The organism is Rhodoferax sp. ZS1R8 (assembly GCF_056521325.1).
In genome coordinates, this window is the sequence record NZ_JBWMBA010000004.1 from 63,852 (window position 1) to 78,556 (window position 14,705).

The following is a 14,705-nucleotide window of genomic DNA, read 5'->3' on the forward strand; positions in this document are numbered from 1 at the left end:
CCCTGGAGTTAAACCATGATGATGATGCGTATAGCCACTGTTTCTGCTTCCGTTTTGACCGTTTCCCTGCTCGCGGCCTGCGGCAGCATGTCCACGATGCCGATGTACTCTCAGGCCAACCTGCCCGCCGCTGTGCAAGTACCGGCTGGTAACAAAGTCGCCATGGAAACCGTCGGTGTGGGCGAGATCACCTACCAATGCAACGCCAAGAAAGACATGGCGGACCAGTTTGAATGGGTATTTGTCGGGCCAGATGCAAAGCTCAATGACCGCAGCGGCAAGCAGATCGGCAAATACTACGGCCCACCCGCAACCTGGGAAAACATGGATGGCTCCAAACTGACGGGCGCGCAGGTGGCGGTTGCCCCCAGCGCCCCGGGCAATATCCCTAATCAGCTCGTCAAAGCCAACCCGGCTATGGGCACAGGCGCGATGACTGGCATAAGCTTCATCCAGCGCGTCAACACCATGGGTGGCGTGGCACCGGCTACCGCTTGCGCGGCGGGCAATGCTGGCGCCAAACAGGTTGTCAAATACCAGGCCGACTACATTTTCTACAAGCCGGCCATGTAATCACCGATGTGAGTGGCCAGCCCTGGCGCAATGCAGGGCTGGTTTTGACCCACAACCCCGTTTGCGAGAACGTGGGTTGTGGGTTTTTTCGTGGGGCAGGGTGCGATACTTGATCACATGCTGCTATTTGACGCCACCCACCGATCCCTCAGACCCGTTGTCGCCCAACTCCAGCAAGCCGGCCGCAGCGGCCGCAGCACGGCGCTCTACAGCGAATGCCTGGCCGCTCTGGAACAGGCCCGAGCCATGGGAGACGATGCGGCCCTGGTGCTGATCGCACAAACCTTTGGTCTGGTCATTGACCAGGACGGCTATTCCGACGCCTCCATCGCCTGGCTGCTGGAGGCCGTGGAATGCGCCAAACGCTGCGGCGAGTTTGGCGAGCAATCGCACATGCTGTACCTGGTGGGCCGTGCCTACTACTCCCGCGCCGAATACGGCGTTGCACTCGGCTACTGGACCGAAGGCCTGGACATTGCCAAACGGGACGGTGACCGCATCAGCTGGAGCTGGTGCAAGCTGGGCATAGGCCAGATCTGTGACGCGCTGGATGCGCATGCCATGGCGGTCAAATTGTTTTCGGATCTGGGTGCCAACCTGGGCCGGCTGGACAGCTCCACACAGCGCCTGCCGCTGAGCCAGTGGGCCCGGTTCGACCTGCGCCTGCGCGAGCTGAAGGCGGTCAACACCGTCAACCTGGGCGTCAACCAGATGCACCTGGGCCAGTACGACGAAGCGCTGGCCAGCCTGCGCCAGGGCCAGACGATGGCGCAGGCAGAAAAGATGGAAGACATCGCCAGCGAATGCCTGGTCCGCATCGCCGAGGTGGCCGCGCTGCAGGGCGACGCCGCGCAGGCGCTGGAGCTGCTGGTGCCGGCCCAGAAGGCGCTCAAGGCTTGCTCCCACGTGTGGGGCCTGGCCACGCTGTTCCTGCTGCGTGCACAGTGCCAGTCGGCGTTGGGCCAGTTGGCGCCGGCAACTGCCTCCATTGTGGCGGCACGGCAGGCTGCAAAACAGGCCAATGCCCAACACATTGCGCTGCGCATTGAGCGCGAGAACGCACTGATCGCAGAAAAGTCCGGCGACCTGGCCCAGGCCCTGCAGTCCCTGAAGGCCGCCGCTGCTTTGCAGACGGAGCTGGACCGCGGCAGCAAGGCCCACCTGCTGCGCCACCTGCAAACCCTGGCAGAGCAGAGCAGCGCGGCAGAGCGCGAGTCGCCCGGCTATTCAATGGGTGTGCGGCGCCGGCTGTTGCGCTAAAAAACGCTATCAATTCAGTAGCTGCTCACGCACAGTCCACGAGGGCTACAGCCCGATTAGGCATATAGCAAGTCCGTCAACGCCGCGTGCCACTGCTGCCCCAGCGCCGCGCCGCTTCTTCTGGCGTCTGCGAGCCGGCGGTCAGTGCGGCCAGCGGTGCCAGCAGGGCCTGTAGATCGGCTTCGTCAAATTTCAGGGTGCCGGCGGCGTCGTGCCCCAGCACGCTATCGGCAAGCGCCAGCTTGCGGGCTTGCAGCTCCAGCATGCGCTCTTCGATGCTGCCTTCCACGACCAGCTTGTAGACGAACACCGGCTGGTTTTGGCCGATGCGGTGGGCGCGCGCCGTGGCCTGTTCTTCTACGGCCGGGTTCCACCATGGGTCCATGTGGATCACAGTGTCGGCAGCCGTCAGGTTCAGGCCGATGCCGCCGGCTTTCAGGCTCAACAGAAAGATAGGTACCTCTTGCGCCTGGAAGCGTTGCACCACGCTGCCCCGGTCTTTCGGCGCGGTCTTGCCGGTCAGGCTGAGGAAGGGCAGAGCCTGCGATTGCAGCCGCTCGGCGATCAGGTCCAGCAGCTCGGTGAACTGCGAGAACACCAGCACGCGCCGGCCTTCTTCCACCAACGCCGGCAGCATGTCGGCCAGCAATTCCAGCTTGGCCCGCTCCATGGTGCTTTCGGGTTTTCCTCCTTTGACCAGATAGGGGTCACAACAGACCTGGCGCAGTTTCAACAGCGCATCCAGTATGCTGATCTGCGCTGCGCCGAAGCCTTGGCGCTGCAACACGCGGCGCACCTGCACATCGGCGGCCACGCGCACGCTTTCGTAAAGCTCGCGCTGCTGGCCTTGCAACTGGACCCGTTTGATGACCTCGGTGCGCGGCGGCAGTTCACTGGCTACGTCCTGCTTGCGCCGGCGCAGGATGAAGGGGCGCACACGCTGGGCCAGCAGTGCGGCGCGCAGGGTTTCGCCGTTCTCTTCAATCGGCTTACGCCAGCGCGCGGCAAAGTGGCGCGCGTCGCCCAAAAAGCCGGGCATCAGCCAGTCGAACTGCGCCCACAGCTCGCCCAGATGGTTTTCCATCGGTGTCCCGGTCAGGCACAGGCTGTGGCGGGTCTGCAGGCGGCGCAACGCGCGGGCGCTGCGGCTGCCAGCGTTCTTGACCATCTGGGCCTCGTCCAATATGACCAGGTGGTAACGCTGCGCCGCCAGCGCGTCCATATCGCGCCACAGCAGCGGGTAAGTGGTCAGCACGAGGTCGTGGTCGGCCATCTGCGTGAACAGGTCGGCGCGGTCCGGGCCTTGCAGCGTCAGCAGGCGCAAGCCCGGCGCCATGCGCTGGGCCTCGGCCTGCCAGTTGAAGATCAGCGACGTGGGCAGCACCACGAGCACCGGCAGGTCCAGCCGGCCGGCGTGTTTTTCGGTGAGCACGTGGGCCAAGGCCTGTGCGGTTTTGCCCAGGCCCATGTCGTCGGCCAGGATACCGCCCAGGTTGTGTGCGCGCAGGTACTGCAGCCACGCCAGGCCCTCGAGCTGGTAGGGGCGCAGTCGCACCTGCAGGCCTTCAGGCGCTGCCAATGCTTGGGGCGCACCCAAGGCTTGGAGGCGCTTGGCCAGGCTGGCCAGGCCCATATCACCTTCCAACTGCCAGGTGTTGTGCGGGCCGACACGGTGGGCATCCAACAGACTGGCACGCAGGGCATCCAGGCGACGGGCTTCCCATGCGCCGAGCTTGAGCAAACCCGGGTCTTGGTTGCGCTGGGGGTCGGTCAGCAGGTCCACCATGGCGCCGACGATGGCTTTCAGCGGAGCGGCCGGTGCGTCAATGCGTTTGCCGCCGGGCGCACGCAGCGACACGATGGCCATGTCGTCGATGGCGGCAATCATGGATGCGTTCAACCAGCGGGCATCGCGGCGCAGCAGGTCGGCCAGCATGGGGGCCAGGTCCAGTGTCTGACCGTCGATCTCAATCCCTAAGCTCAGCAGCCACGCACCTTCACGGGCGGGCAGTTGCAGCTTTTGTACGCTGCGACTGGGCTTGACCAAGGGCTCGGCCAGCTCTTTGGACATGATTTCGCCCGTGTCGGGGCTGACGACCAGTTTCCAGCGCTGCACCGGCACGCTCTCATGCGCAAAACCGGGCTTGACGACGACCGCCCAGCCCTGGGCCTGCAAGGCGGGCACCTGGTCGGCCCAGAAGTCGCCAAAGAACTCCTCTTGCGGTAGCGTCCAGGCGGAGCCCAAAGAAGGGTGTTCACGGCTGCGCCATTGAAAAGATTTGGGCTCCAGCGGCACAAAACCCATGTCCCACACACGGTCCATAGCGTCCGCCTCGGCCGACACGTCGCGCCGCATGCGCATGACGGGGCCGCCGGTCTCGAACAACTCCTGCACGGCCGGTGGACGGCTGTTGAGGATGGAAGTGGGGGCGGGCGTTTCCCACCGGTCTCCGCTCTGCGTGGTGTAGGTCCAGTCAAACTGCGCCAGCGTCACACTGTCACCACGCGGACCGAGTTTGCCCTGGGGTTTGAGGCCGAGCAGGCCCTCGCCGCGGCCCAGGGTTTGCAGCGTGAGGCGGGGGCGAAAGTGGCCAATAACCGTGCCATCGGCTGGTGGTTCCGGGTTAGAGGCCGGAGCGGGCTCAGGATCTGCAGCTTCATCTTGGCGCAGCAGTGCCATAACGCGGGCGGCGTCCGCGTCGCTGAGCGTGGGCAGGCTTTTGAGCGTGGCAGCGTCGGCCTTACGCCGCAGCGCGTCTACCCAGAGGCCGATGTTGTGGGTGCGTGCGTCGCCAGACTGCGAGGGGTGAGGGGAACCTGAGGGTGCACGGGCCATGCGGCGATTGTGCCGCGGCTACGGGGCGCCCCTTAGCGCACGACGCTCAGGTACGCGTATGCGGCTTCGCGCAGTTCTTGCGCGTGGTGGGGGCTGTTGCCGGCGCATGCATCGGCGCTGTCCATCAACTGGCGTGAGAGGCTTTTTTCTTCATCCTGCGGGGCAGGGGCGGTGGCTGCAAACAAACGGGCGATCTGGGCAAACACGGTATACATACAAAGGTGCCACCGGCGAGGGTGGAGAGTTGCGATACCGGTAGATTAAGGGTTTTCCCTAGGTTTTCAAGCGGAGAGCCGAATTTTGGCCATGCCCATGTCGCATGGTTTGCACCTGGACGGTGCATAGGGGAAAGTAACCTTTGATATTTGCTATAAATGTTATAGCTGCTTACGCACATCCAGCGAGGGCTACAGCCCGATTAGGCTTAGACTTTTCGGGGTAAAGGCGGTGCGCGGACTACGCGGCTGGATCAAGCCACGTATCCTTGGGCTTGACCCCAATGGCTCTTAACAAGGAGTTTGCATGTCCACGCAGACCATTTCCCCAGACGACGGCGATGTTGCAACCGCAGACCCGCCGAGTGCTGTAGCTGCAGGCAAGCGCACAGTAACGCCAGTCAAGAAACGCAAGCACCCCTTCAACATTTATTTCTCCATCTTTTTGCCGGTGCCAGTGGCCAAGCCGATAGCCCTGCAGGTCGCCAACTTTGGCGCCGCGCACGGGCTGCTGCGCAAGCCCTTGCTGCCGCACCGCCTGCACATCACGCTGCACGATCTGGGCAACTTTGAAGAGGTTCCACCGGATTTGGTTCAGCGGGCACTGGCGGCCGGCAACGCGCTGAAGGCCAATGCATTCGATGTGACCTTCAACCATGCGATGAGTTTTCCCAGCAGCGGCACCTATGTGTTGGGGGGTGAGCCCGAAGGCACTGCTGCCTTGGTCGCCTTTCGCGAAGCCCTGGGGGGTGCGATGGCGCAAGCGGGACTCAAGGTCAAAAAGAGCTTCTCGCCGCATATGACGGTGGCCTACGACCGCACGCGTATCGCCAAGCACGACATAGAGCCCATCGTGTGGACAGCAACCCAGTTCATGCTGATCAACAGCCACGTCGGCACCGGCACTTACGATGAATTGGGGCATTGGCCGCTGCCGGGCTGAAGCACGCGAGCCGTTCGACCAGCGTATTCGTGGGTGTTACATGCGGAACACCCAATCAGCACCGTTGGCAATACAGTAGCGGCACGACGCTTATGCCCGCCACTTGGGCAATGCCAAACAGCAAGTCGCCAACTATTCCGCTGATTCGGCTGAAAGAAAGAAAATTTTCATGAATAAAACATTCTCCGGCCAGGTCGCCCTGGTCACTGGCGCTGCCAACGGCATTGGCCGCGCAACGGCTCTGGCATTTGCGGCACAGGGCCTTAAGGTTGTGGTGTCGGATGTGGACACCAATGGCGGGGAGGGCACGGTGGCCCAGATCCGCGATGCCGGTGGCACTGCAATATTTGTGCGCTGCGATGTGGCAATCGATGCCCAGGTCAAGGCCTTGGTGGAGGGCGCCGTAGCCACCTATGGCCGACTGGACTATGCGTTCAACAACGCGGGTATCGACATCGAAAAAGGCAAGCTGGCCGATGGTAGCGAGGCCGAGTTCGACGCCATCATGGATGTGAACGTCAAAGGCGTGTGGCTGTGCATGAAATACGAGCTGGCGGCGATGCTGAAGCAAGGCGGCGGCGCGATTGTGAACACCGCATCGGTAGCCGGCTTGATTGCGGCGCCCAAGATGGGCATCTACGCGGCGTCCAAACACGCTGTCATGGGCCTGACGAAGAGCGCAGCGGTGGAGTACGGCAAGAAGAACATCCGTGTCAATGCGGTGTGCCCGGCGGTCATCGACACCGAGATGTTTCGCCGCGCACAGGCGTCTGACCCCAAAAAGGCTGAGATGGCGGTGCTGGTGCACCCCGTGGGGCGCATTGGCAAGGTGGAAGAAATTGCGGCGGCCGTGTTGTATTTGTGTAGCGATGCCGCCGGCTTCACCACAGGTATTGGCCTGCCGGTGGACGGCGGCCTGACGGCTGCTTAATTTCACTTCTACGTTCGCCCACTGCGTGTCGCTCTCTGCCCCGGGGGCTGTGGCGCCTTTGGGGCGGCCCGGCGGGGCCCTACCGGCTGAGCTGGTAGTTGGCCTGCATCTTTGCCAGCGCGCCCGATCGTTGCAGGGTTTGGATGCCACGGTCCAGGCGTTCGACGAGGTTGCTGGCTTGGGGGTTGTTGCGGCCGATACCGAAATGCAGCGGGTGCGGCTCGGTTTCGGGTAGCAGCGCCACCGTGTGTTGGCCCGCTACCAGCGGGATGCTGCCCAGTTTGCGGTGGCCCTGGATGACCTCTTGCATGTCGACGATGACGTCGCAGTATTCCTTGTTCAGCTTGACCATCAGACTGGCGTAGCCGTTGGCACCCGCGTCTATGGTGTCGGGGGGGAGCTTGGTGTAAGCCGTAGACGCTCCGCGCAGCGCGCAAACCTTGAGCGAGGCCAGATCAGCCAGCGTACGCACGGGCGCAGTGGGGTAGCGGCTGCTCAGGTAAATGTAGGCCGGCGTCAGGCTGGCATAGGGGCGTGAAAACAGGAACTGTTTGTCACGCTCAGGGTTGCGCAGGAACGACATCACGATGTCGGCCCCATCGCTGCGCGTGACTTCGGTCAGGCAGCGCACCCACGGGCGCAGCTGGATCAGCAGGTCGGTGTAGTTGCGGAAGATGGCACGCAGCACATCGGCCGAAAAGCCCTTGACTGGGCCGTCGCCCGGCGTTGCATATGACATCGGCGGCCAGTTGTTGTCACCCCCGCAGGCCACCACACGTTCCGCTGCACCAATCCGGGCGGAGAACGCCAGAAAAAGGCCCGCAGTCAGAAACATCAGGTAGCGCATGGATATTTCAGAATACCACTGTGTCGTGGGATTGCAAGCCGCCACGGCCGTGACAACGCCCCGCCCAGCGCACTGCCAGGCTTCTCGTGCTACATGCCAGCGTAGTTGGGCCCGCCGCCACCTTCTGGTGTAACCCAGACGATGTTTTGTGTGGGGTCCTTGATGTCGCAGGTCTTGCAGTGCACGCAGTTTTGCGCGTTGATCTGCAGGCGTTGGGTATCTCCGCCCTTGGCGGTGTCGGGCACAAATTCATAGACCCCGGCTGGGCAGTAGCGGGCCTCGGGGCCGGCGTATTTCGCAAGGTTGATGTTGACCGGAACCGACGCATCCTTCAGCGTCAAGTGGGCGGGCTGCTGCTCTTCGTGGTTGGTGTTGCTGATGAAGACGCTGGAGAGGCGGTCAAAGGTCAGCTTGCCATCGGGCTTGGGGTAGGCGATGGGCTTGCACTCGGCCGCGGGTTTCAGGTAGGCGTAGTCGGGCTTGGTGCGGCGCAGTGTCCATGGCATGCGGCCACGCAAAATCAATTGCTCAAAGCCATTCATGATGGTGGCAACCGTCAGGCCGTACTTGAACCAGTTCTTGAAGTTGCGGTCCTTGTTCAGCTCGGTGTACAGCCAGCTCTTCTCAAAGGCTTCGGGGTAGGCGCTCAGTTCATCGTGCTGGCGGCCGCTTTGAATAGCGTCATACGCGGCTTCTGCAGCCTGCATGCCGGTCTTGATGGCGGCGTGGCTGCCCTTGATGCGGCCCACGTTCAGGTAGCCGGCGTTGCAACCGATCAGGCAACCACCAGGGAACACAGTCTTAGGCAGGGCGTTGATGCCACTGGCGTTGATGGCGCGTGCGCCGTAGCCCAGGCGCTTGGCTGTGATCTCGCCCTTGGCGTTTTCGAAGTAGTAGCGGATATTCGGGTGGGTCTTCCAGCGCTGGAATTCTTCAAACGGGCTCAGGTAGGGGTTGGAATAACCCAGGCCGGTGACAAAGCCGAGTGCAACCTTGTTGCCTTCCAGGTGGTACAAAAATGCGCCGCCGTACGTGTCGGATTCCATGGGCCAACCGGCGGTGTGCATCACAAAGCCTGGCTCGTGGCGGCTGGGGTCGATCTCCCACAATTCCTTGATGCCGATGCCCCAGCTTTGCGGGTCTTTGCCGTCGTCCAGCTTGTACTTGGCGATCAGTTGCTTGCCCAGATGTCCGCGTGCGCCTTCGGCAAACACGGTGTACTTGCCCAGCAGCTCCATGCCAAGCTGGAAGTTCTCAGTCGGCTCGCCGTCTTTGCCCACGCCCATGTTGCCGGTGGCAACACCCTTCACAGAACCGTTGGCGTTGTAGAGCACTTCGGCTGCGGCAAAGCCCGGGAATATTTCAACGCCCAGGCCCTCGGCCTGCTCGGCAAGCCACTTGGTCACAGCGCCCAGGCTGACGATGTAGTTGCCATGGTTCTGCGCGAATGGGGGCAAAAACACGTTGGGTATGCGCACACCGGTCTTTTCGCCAAGGAACATGTAGGCATCGTCGTGCACCGGCTGGTTCAGCGGTGCGCCCATTTCCTTCCAGTTGGGGAATAGCTCGGTCAGCGCAATCGGGTCCATGATGGCGCCCGACAAAATGTGCGCACCGGGCTCGGAGCCCTTCTCCAACACGACGACCGAAACATCCTTGCCCTTCTCGGCAGCGAGCTGTTTGACGCGGATGGCGGTAGCGAGGCCACCGGGGCCGCCGCCCACGACAACAACGTCGTATTCCATCGCTTCACGGGGGCCGAATTGGGCAAGAATTTCCTCGTTGGTCATGGTGTGTCTCGTTCAATAATGGGAATTGTCGGGATTCGGCCAACCACGCTTTGCAGGGTTGGGTTTGCCAAGCATTTTAGGCCCTGAATCAGCACAATAGCACGGTCGTTCTTTTTTATTCGTGGAGGTTCTCTAAATGGCATACACCTTTGATCTTTCGGGGCGCGTAGCCTTCATTACCGGCGCGTCCAGCGGCCTTGGCGCCCAGTTTGCGCGCACCTTGGCGACAGCTGGCGCAGCCGTGGTGCTGGCCAGCCGCCGGGTCGAAAAACTCAAGGACCTGCGTGCCACCATCAACGGGGAGGGCGGTGACGCCCATGTGATCGAACTGGACGTCAACGACCACGATTCCATCAAGTCGGCTGTGGCCCATGCGGAGACCGAAGTGGGCTCCATCGACATCCTGGTCAACAACTCGGGCGTCAGCACCACCCAGCGGATTCAGGATGTGTCGCCCGACGACTTTGACTACATGTTCAACACCAACGTCAAAGGTGCCTTCTTTGTGGCCCAAGAGGTAGGCAAACGCATGCTGGCGCGCGCCACGGGCTCGGCACCCGGCAGCTACACCGGTGGCCGCATTGTCAACGTGGCGTCCATGGCAGGCCTGCGCGTGCTGCCGCAGATCGGTGTGTATTGCATGAGCAAGTCGGCCGTGGTGCAGATGACCAAGGCCATGGCGTTGGAGTGGGGCCGCTTTGGCATCAATGTGAATGCCATTTGCCCCGGGTACATTGACACGGAAATCAACCACCGCCACTGGCAGACCGAGGCCGGGCAAAAGCTGATCCAGATGCTGCCACGCAAGCGCGTCGGCCAGCCGCAGGATCTGGATGCGCTGATCGTGATGTTGTGCTCGGACCAGAGCCATTTCGTCAATGGCGCGGTCATTTCCGCGGATGATGGCTTTGGTGTGTAAGACCGCAGGCGCATCCTGATGTGGGGAGGCATTCTTGCGGGGCTGGCGGCGGGCGCGCTGTGGGGCCTGGTGTTTATCGCACCGCAATTGGCACCTGGCCTGTCGGCCGTGGATCTGGTGGCCGGGCGCTATCTGTTTTATGGACTGACGTCGGTCGTGGTGATGGTGCTGGGCGCACGGTCGCGCGCACTGCCGACGGTGCGGCAAGCCCTGGCCGCAACGGGCCTGAGCGTGTTGGGTTTTTCGGGCTACTACCTGTTGCTGGTGCTGGCTATCCGCGATGCCGGGCCGGCGCTGCCCACGTTGATGGTGGGCACGATTCCGCTGTGGGTCATGCTGCTGGGCAAGCCCGCTCACTTGCAGTGGCGCCAACTGGTACCGGGCCTGCTGTTGACGGCTCTGGGGCTGGCCCTGATGCTGGAGGTGCCGCAGTCTGCGTCACCCCAGGAGCAGGCGAATGCCTGGATTTACTGGCGTGGTGTGGCCTATGCAGTCGCGGCCATGCTGAGCTGGACCGGCTTTGCGGTGCTCAACTCCGCTTGGTTGAAGACGCACCAATCCATCTCGACGACGGATTGGGCGAACTGGATGGGTGTGGCCGCGGGTATAGCTGCCCTGGCACTCTGGAGCGCCGTAGGTACACAGCTCAATGTGCTGCTAGCCCTCGCTGGGAGCGCACAAGCAGCTATGGTTTGTATAGCAATCGGTGTGGGATCGGGATGGCTGGCTACGGTGTTGTGGAACCATGCGAGCCGGCGTTTGAGCGCCAGTTTGTGCGGACAACTGATCGTCAGCGAGACGCTGTTTGGCCTGGCATTTGCCTTCGCCGTGCTGGGGCAGCACTTCACGCTGGCGCAGGTAGCGGCCAGCGTGCTGTTTGTGCTCGGGATACTCGCGTCAATCCGGGCACATGGTTAGCCCCCACGCTCCACCGCTTCGCGGGTCGCTGCCCCCCGAGCGGGCCTTCGCGCCTAGGGGCGGCCCTGCGGCGCTCAAGCCGGCTATTGCGGGGTGCCGTTGCTTAGCGCGGAGCCAGGCGGATGGCGCCGTCCAGGCGAATCACTTCGCCGTTGAGCATGTCGTTTTCAAAAATGTGCACGGCCAGCTTGGCGTAGTCTTGTGGTGTGCCCAGGCGCGAAGGGAAGGGTACAGCGGCAGCCAAAGAGTCTTGCACTTCCTGGGGCATGCCAAACATCATCGGCGTGCCGAAGATGCCGGGAGCGATCGTCATGTTGCGGATGCCGTTGCGGGCCAGATCGCGTGCGATAGGCAGGGTCATGCCGACCACGCCGCCCTTGGACGCGCTGTAGGCTGCTTGGCCCATCTGGCCGTCATACGCTGCGACGGATGCAGTGGAGATGATGGCGCCGCGCTCCCCGGTGGACTCCGGTTCGTTTTTTGACATGGCATCGGCTGCCAAGCGGATCATGTTGAAGCTGCCGACCAGGTTCACGGTGATGGTCTTGCTGAACACGGCCAGGCTGTGCGCGCCGTTCTTGCCCACGGTTTTTTCAGCGGGGGCGATGCCTGCGCAATTGACCAGGCCCATCAACTTGCCCATGGATACAGCCTTGGCAACCACGGCTTGGCCGTCTGCTTCCTGGCTTACGTCGCACTTCACAAAGGCGCCACCCAGTTCTTTGGCAATAGCCTCGCCCTTTTCGACCTGCATGTCGGCGATGACAACGGTTGCGCCCTTGGCGGTGAGCATGCGGGCCGTGCCCTCGCCCAAGCCAGATGCGCCACCGGTGACGATGAATACTTTGCCTGCGATTTCCATGGTGTTTTCCTTGTGAAGTTGAAGAAAAGTTGACGTTTACGTTAACGTCAATTATGGCCCAAGCCCGAAGTGCGTCGCCGCATTTTCAGGAGCGCATATTTTTACTGCTATACTTCGGCCTCTCGAATACTTGTAGGCGCATAGCTCAGCTGGTTAGAGCACCACCTTGACATGGTGGGGGTCGTTGGTTCGAGTCCAATTGCGCCTACCAAAATATGCCCCGTATCCTTTGTGGATGCGGGGCTTTTTTGTTTCCGCCCCTAGGGTATTCCCAGGCGGGCTGTTTTCAGCGAGTCCCTAGAATGTGTTGCACTGCAATACATTTTGTTCTCCAGGGAAGCCGCCACTCGCTATGCAAAGCAAATCCAATACCGACAGAAAACCGACGCAGCGGGTCATCAAGAAGTACCCCAATCGACGTCTGTACGACACCGATACCTCCAGCTACATCACGCTGGCCGAAATCAAGCAACTGGTCATGGAAAACGAGCCCTGTGTGGTGCGCGATGCCAAGACCGGTGAAGACCTGACACGCAGCATCCTCTTGCAGATCATTTTGGAAGAAGAAGCCAATGGCACGCCGATGTTTACCGCTGCGGTGCTGGCCAACATCATCCGTTTTTACGGCCATACGATGCAGGGCCTGATGGGCGGCTATCTTGAGAAAAACATGCAGGCCTTGATGGAAATGCAGGCACCGCTGGTGCAGGGCACCATGGGCAACAATTTGTTCCAGCAGATGCAGGAACAAATGCAAAAGCAAACCGAGCAGCTGTTGGGTACGTTCGGTCTAAAGCGTTAGGTGGGGCAGGCCTGCAAAAGGGGCTTCTAGAGGAAAAGCGGCGACAATCGCCGCATGAGTGAAGCAATTTCTACCCCCGCACGTGTTCCCACCGTTGGCTTCGTGAGCCTCGGCTGTCCAAAGGCCCTCACGGACTCTGAACTGATCCTGACCCAACTGAGTGCCGAGGGGTACCAGACCTCCAAGACCTTCCAGGGTGCCGATCTGGTGATCGTCAACACCTGTGGATTCATTGACGATGCCGTCAAGGAGAGTCTGGACACGATTGGTGAGGCATTGGCCGAGAATGGCCGCGTGATCGTGACGGGCTGTCTGGGGGCCAAGACGGCGGCCAACGGAGACAACATGGTGCGCCAAATGCACCCCAAGGTTCTGGCGGTAACCGGTCCCCATGCCACGCAGGAAGTCATGGACGCGGTGCACACCAATTTGCCCAAGCCGCATGATCCTTTTCTTGATCTGGTTCCAAATTCGTTTGGCGTTGCGGGCATCAAGCTCACACCGCGCCATTACGCGTATCTGAAAATTAGCGAGGGGTGCAATCACCGCTGCACCTTCTGCATCATCCCCTCCATGCGCGGAGATCTGGTGTCGCGCCCGATCGGCGATGTGTTGACCGAAGCGCGCGCGCTGTTTGAAGGCGGCGTCAAGGAATTGCTGGTGATCAGCCAAGACACTTCTGCCTACGGTGTGGATGTGAAATACCGCACCGGCTTCTGGGACGGCAAGCCTGTGAAGACGCGCATGCTCGAATTGGTGCAGACGTTGGGCCAGATTGCTGAGCCGTATGGTGCCTGGGTGCGCTTGCACTACGTGTACCCATATCCCAGCGTCAATGACATCCTGCCGTTGATGGCAACTGGGCTGGTTTTACCCTACTTGGATGTGCCTTTGCAGCATAGTCACCCAGACGTATTGCGCCGCATGAAGCGGCCCGCCAGTGGCGAGAAGAATCTGGAGCGCCTGCAGGCCTGGCGTGAGGTGTGTCCCGAGATCGTGGTCCGCAGCACATTTATTGCCGGCTTCCCGGGTGAAACCGAAGAAGAGTTTTCGCACCTGTTGGACTTCATCCGCGAGGCGGAAATTGATCGCGCAGGTTGCTTTGCCTACAGCGCGGTGAACGGTGCGACGGCCAACGACATCCCGGGCATGTTGCCCATTGAACTGCGTGAGGAGCGGCGCGCACGCTTCATGGCCGTTGCGGAAGAAGTGTCGATTGCCAAATTGCAGAGGCGTGTCGGGTCTACGATGCAAATTTTGGTGGATTCAGCGCCCGGCATGGGTAAAAAAGGCGGTGTCGGCAGAAGCTATGCCGATGCCCCGGAGATCGATGGTGTGGTGCGTTTGTTGCCACCCGAAAAAATCAGCAAGACGCTGAAGGTGGGCGAGTTTACAAAGGCGCGGATTGTGGCGGCACAAGGGCATGATCTGGTTGCCCTGCCGATATGATGGTAGTGCACAGTCTCCAGCCCAAATAGAGTAAAGCCGCTGAATCTCAGCGGCTTTTTTATTCATGTATGCACGTGATGCAGAAAAAGAAAAAGGCCTGTAACTTGCGTTACAGGCCTCATCTAATTTTGGTGCCCAGAAGAAGACTCGAACTTCCACGGTCTTGCAACCGCCAGCACCTGAAGCTGGTGCGTCTACCAATTTCGCCATCTGGGCAACGAGTTGAATTCTAGCATGATTTTTAGCCCCTAAATGGGCCTTGGTTGGGAAAGCGTTTTTATAAGCCGACGGTCCACGAAGGCTGAGTAGTTCGGTCAAAGTTAAGGGCGTACCGGTCGCCACCGAAATGGGTGTGCGATG

The 14,705-nt window shown here is 61.2% G+C and carries 13 protein-coding genes and 2 tRNA genes; 9 read left to right on the forward strand and 6 right to left on the reverse strand.

Features of this window, described 5'->3' with window-relative positions:
• The first annotated feature begins 24 nt into the window (after nt 1-24).
• Together AC097P_RS14490 and AC097P_RS14495 are read left to right on the forward strand one after the other, a co-directional pair.
• Nucleotides 25-573 (forward strand): DUF3455 domain-containing protein, encoded by a 549-nt coding sequence (locus tag AC097P_RS14490; RefSeq protein WP_479611644.1) that lies wholly within the window; start codon nt 25-27, stop codon nt 571-573.
• 117 nt (nt 574-690) lie between these two features.
• Nucleotides 691-1,833, forward strand: coding sequence for a hypothetical protein (locus tag AC097P_RS14495; RefSeq protein WP_479611138.1), 1,143 nt, complete (start codon nt 691-693; stop codon nt 1,831-1,833).
• Nucleotides 1,834-1,909: 76 nt separating this feature from the next.
• Here AC097P_RS14495 and AC097P_RS14500 read toward each other — a convergent pair whose 3' ends face one another.
• On the reverse strand, nt 1,910-4,669 hold the full coding sequence (locus AC097P_RS14500; protein WP_479611139.1) for a DEAD/DEAH box helicase: 2,760 nt from the start codon (nt 4,667-4,669) through the stop codon (nt 1,910-1,912).
• Nucleotides 4,670-4,701: 32 nt separating this feature from the next.
• Nucleotides 4,702-4,884, reverse strand: coding sequence for a hypothetical protein (locus AC097P_RS14505; protein ID WP_479611140.1), 183 nt, complete (start codon nt 4,882-4,884; stop codon nt 4,702-4,704).
• Between the two features lie 307 nt (nt 4,885-5,191).
• Between AC097P_RS14505 and AC097P_RS14510 the strand changes: the two genes are divergently transcribed.
• Together AC097P_RS14510 and AC097P_RS14515 are read left to right on the forward strand one after the other, a co-directional pair.
• Nucleotides 5,192-5,827 (forward strand): 2'-5' RNA ligase family protein, encoded by a 636-nt coding sequence (locus AC097P_RS14510; RefSeq protein WP_479611141.1) that lies wholly within the window; start codon nt 5,192-5,194, stop codon nt 5,825-5,827.
• A 169-nt stretch (nt 5,828-5,996) separates the two neighbouring features.
• On the forward strand, nt 5,997-6,758 hold the full coding sequence (locus AC097P_RS14515; protein WP_479611142.1) for an SDR family oxidoreductase: 762 nt from the start codon (nt 5,997-5,999) through the stop codon (nt 6,756-6,758).
• A 79-nt stretch (nt 6,759-6,837) separates the two neighbouring features.
• Here AC097P_RS14515 and AC097P_RS14520 read toward each other — a convergent pair whose 3' ends face one another.
• Complete coding sequence (locus tag AC097P_RS14520; RefSeq protein ID WP_479611143.1) at nt 6,838-7,605, reverse strand: substrate-binding periplasmic protein; 768 nt, start codon at nt 7,603-7,605, stop codon at nt 6,838-6,840.
• A gap of 89 nt (nt 7,606-7,694) precedes the next feature.
• Nucleotides 7,695-9,395, reverse strand: coding sequence for an electron transfer flavoprotein-ubiquinone oxidoreductase (locus AC097P_RS14525; protein WP_479611144.1), 1,701 nt, complete (start codon nt 9,393-9,395; stop codon nt 7,695-7,697).
• A gap of 136 nt (nt 9,396-9,531) precedes the next feature.
• Here AC097P_RS14525 and AC097P_RS14530 point away from each other — a divergent pair, with 136 nt between their 5' ends.
• Entirely contained in the window at nt 9,532-10,314 is a 783-nt protein-coding gene (locus AC097P_RS14530) for an SDR family oxidoreductase (protein WP_479611145.1), read from the forward strand.
• A gap of 18 nt (nt 10,315-10,332) precedes the next feature.
• Complete coding sequence (locus AC097P_RS14535; protein WP_479611146.1) at nt 10,333-11,232, forward strand: DMT family transporter; 900 nt, start codon at nt 10,333-10,335, stop codon at nt 11,230-11,232.
• A 103-nt stretch (nt 11,233-11,335) separates the two neighbouring features.
• On the opposite strand, the gene AC097P_RS14540 is transcribed toward AC097P_RS14535, so the two are convergent.
• Nucleotides 11,336-12,094 (reverse strand): 3-hydroxyacyl-CoA dehydrogenase, encoded by a 759-nt coding sequence (locus AC097P_RS14540; RefSeq protein WP_315490642.1) that lies wholly within the window; start codon nt 12,092-12,094, stop codon nt 11,336-11,338.
• A 134-nt stretch (nt 12,095-12,228) separates the two neighbouring features.
• On the opposite strand from AC097P_RS14540, the gene AC097P_RS14545 reads away from it, so the two are divergent.
• The 3 genes from AC097P_RS14545 (at nt 12,229) to rimO (ending at nt 14,345) form a co-directional block, all read left to right on the forward strand.
• Nucleotides 12,229-12,305, forward strand: a tRNA-Val gene (locus AC097P_RS14545).
• Nucleotides 12,306-12,446: 141 nt separating this feature from the next.
• The gene (phaR, locus tag AC097P_RS14550) at nt 12,447-12,896 is read left to right on the forward strand and encodes a polyhydroxyalkanoate synthesis repressor PhaR (RefSeq protein WP_479611147.1); all 450 of its coding nucleotides are present in this window, start codon (nt 12,447-12,449) and stop codon (nt 12,894-12,896) included.
• 54 nt (nt 12,897-12,950) lie between these two features.
• Nucleotides 12,951-14,345 (forward strand): 30S ribosomal protein S12 methylthiotransferase RimO, encoded by a 1,395-nt coding sequence (gene rimO, locus AC097P_RS14555; RefSeq protein ID WP_479611148.1) that lies wholly within the window; start codon nt 12,951-12,953, stop codon nt 14,343-14,345.
• A gap of 129 nt (nt 14,346-14,474) precedes the next feature.
• Here rimO and AC097P_RS14560 read toward each other — a convergent pair.
• Nucleotides 14,475-14,561 (reverse strand) — tRNA-Leu (locus AC097P_RS14560).
• Nucleotides 14,562-14,705: the final 144 nt, after the last annotated feature.

Excerpts from the sequence above, each read along its gene's own strand:
- AC097P_RS14500 (WP_479611139.1), bottom strand. The coding sequence starts at position 4,669 with ATGGCCCGTGCACCCTCAGGTTCCCCTCACCCCTCGCAGTCTGGCGAC.
- phaR (WP_479611147.1), top strand. The coding sequence starts at position 12,447 with ATGCAAAGCAAATCCAATACCGACAGAAAACCGACGCAGCGGGTCATC.
- rimO (WP_479611148.1), top strand. The coding sequence starts at position 12,951 with ATGAGTGAAGCAATTTCTACCCCCGCACGTGTTCCCACCGTTGGCTTC.
- AC097P_RS14490 (WP_479611644.1), top strand. The coding sequence starts at position 25 with ATGCGTATAGCCACTGTTTCTGCTTCCGTTTTGACCGTTTCCCTGCTC.
- AC097P_RS14525 (WP_479611144.1), bottom strand. The coding sequence starts at position 9,395 with ATGACCAACGAGGAAATTCTTGCCCAATTCGGCCCCCGTGAAGCGATG.
- AC097P_RS14520 (WP_479611143.1), bottom strand. The coding sequence starts at position 7,605 with ATGCGCTACCTGATGTTTCTGACTGCGGGCCTTTTTCTGGCGTTCTCC.
- AC097P_RS14505 (WP_479611140.1), bottom strand. The coding sequence starts at position 4,884 with ATGTATACCGTGTTTGCCCAGATCGCCCGTTTGTTTGCAGCCACCGCC.
- AC097P_RS14535 (WP_479611146.1), top strand. The coding sequence starts at position 10,333 with ATGTGGGGAGGCATTCTTGCGGGGCTGGCGGCGGGCGCGCTGTGGGGC.
- AC097P_RS14540 (WP_315490642.1), bottom strand. The coding sequence starts at position 12,094 with ATGGAAATCGCAGGCAAAGTATTCATCGTCACCGGTGGCGCATCTGGC.
- AC097P_RS14510 (WP_479611141.1), top strand. The coding sequence starts at position 5,192 with ATGTCCACGCAGACCATTTCCCCAGACGACGGCGATGTTGCAACCGCA.
- AC097P_RS14495 (WP_479611138.1), top strand. The coding sequence starts at position 691 with ATGCTGCTATTTGACGCCACCCACCGATCCCTCAGACCCGTTGTCGCC.
- AC097P_RS14515 (WP_479611142.1), top strand. The coding sequence starts at position 5,997 with ATGAATAAAACATTCTCCGGCCAGGTCGCCCTGGTCACTGGCGCTGCC.
- AC097P_RS14530 (WP_479611145.1), top strand. The coding sequence starts at position 9,532 with ATGGCATACACCTTTGATCTTTCGGGGCGCGTAGCCTTCATTACCGGC.